The sequence below is a fragment of the Algoriphagus boseongensis genome, assembly GCF_004362805.1.
Taxonomy (GTDB): domain Bacteria; phylum Bacteroidota; class Bacteroidia; order Cytophagales; family Cyclobacteriaceae; genus Algoriphagus; species Algoriphagus boseongensis.
Genome location: NZ_SNYF01000003.1, coordinates 1 through 1,247, shown reverse-complemented (window position 1 = coordinate 1,247; position 1,247 = coordinate 1). Strand labels below are relative to the sequence as shown.

General features: G+C 48.5%; 1 pseudogene. It reads left to right on the top strand.

Annotated features, from left to right (window positions below):
* Nucleotides 1-1,247 (top strand): annotated as a pseudogene (locus DFQ04_RS18250) (hypothetical protein); the annotation flags it as partial.

Genomic DNA, 1,247 nt, shown 5'->3' with positions numbered 1-1,247 from the left:
TATTCCAATGCAAGCTTGTCTAATGGAGATCAGGTTTCTGTGGTGATGACTTCTTCTGCCTCCTGTGCTGTGCCGACTTCGGCAACCTCGAATACAGTGACTATGGCAGTGACTTCAGCGGTTGTGCCGACAGTTTCTATAGCTGCTAATCCGGGAAACACAGTCTGCTCTGGAACATCAGTAACCTTTACCGCCACTCCGGTCAATGGCGGAGCAAGTCCTGTTTACCAGTGGAAATTAAATGGAGCCAATGTAGGAACCAACTCTCCTACCTATTCCAATGCAAGCTTGGTAAATGGAGATCAGGTTTCTGTGGTGATGACTTCTTCTGCCTCCTGTGCCGTGCCGACTTCGGCAACCTCGAATACAGTGACTATGGTTGTGACTTCAGCGGTTGTGCCGACAGTTTCTATAGCTGCTAATCCTGGAACCACAGTCTGCGCTGGAACTTCAGTAACCTTTACCGCAACTCCGGTTAATGGTGGAGCTACCCCGGTTTACCAATGGAAATTAAATGGAGCCAATGTAGGAACCAACTCTCCTACCTATTCCAATGCAAGCTTGGTAAATGGAGATCAGGTTTCTGTGGTGATGACTTCTTCTGCCTCCTGTGCCGTGCCGACTTCGGCAACCTCGAATACAGTGACTATGGTTGTGACTTCAGCGGTTGTGCCGACAGTTTCTATAGCTGCTAATCCTGGAAGTACAATTTGCGCTGGAACTTCAGTAACCTTTACCGCAACTCCGGTCAATGGCGGAGCAAGTCCTGTTTACCAGTGGAAATTAAATGGAGCCAATGTAGGAACCAACTCTCCTACCTATTCCAATGCAAGCTTGGTAAATGGAGATCAGGTTTCTGTGGTGATGACTTCTTCTGCCTCCTGTGCCGTGCCGACTTCGGCAACCTCGAATACAGTGACTATGGTTGTGACTTCAGCGGTTGTGCCGACAGTTTCTATAGCTGCTAATCCTGGAACCACAGTCTGCGCTGGAACTTCAGTAACCTTTACCGCAACTCCGGTTAATGGTGGAGCTACCCCGGTTTACCAATGGAAATTAAATGGAGCCAATGTGGGAACTAACAGTCCTAATTACTCCAATTCAAGCTTGTCTAATGGAGATCAGGTTTCTGTGGTGATGACTTCTTCTGCCTCCTGTGCAGTGCCGACTTCAGCAACTTCGAATACGGTGACTATGACCATAACTTCTCAGGTGACTCCTTCGGTGTCCATTGCTGCCAATCCGGG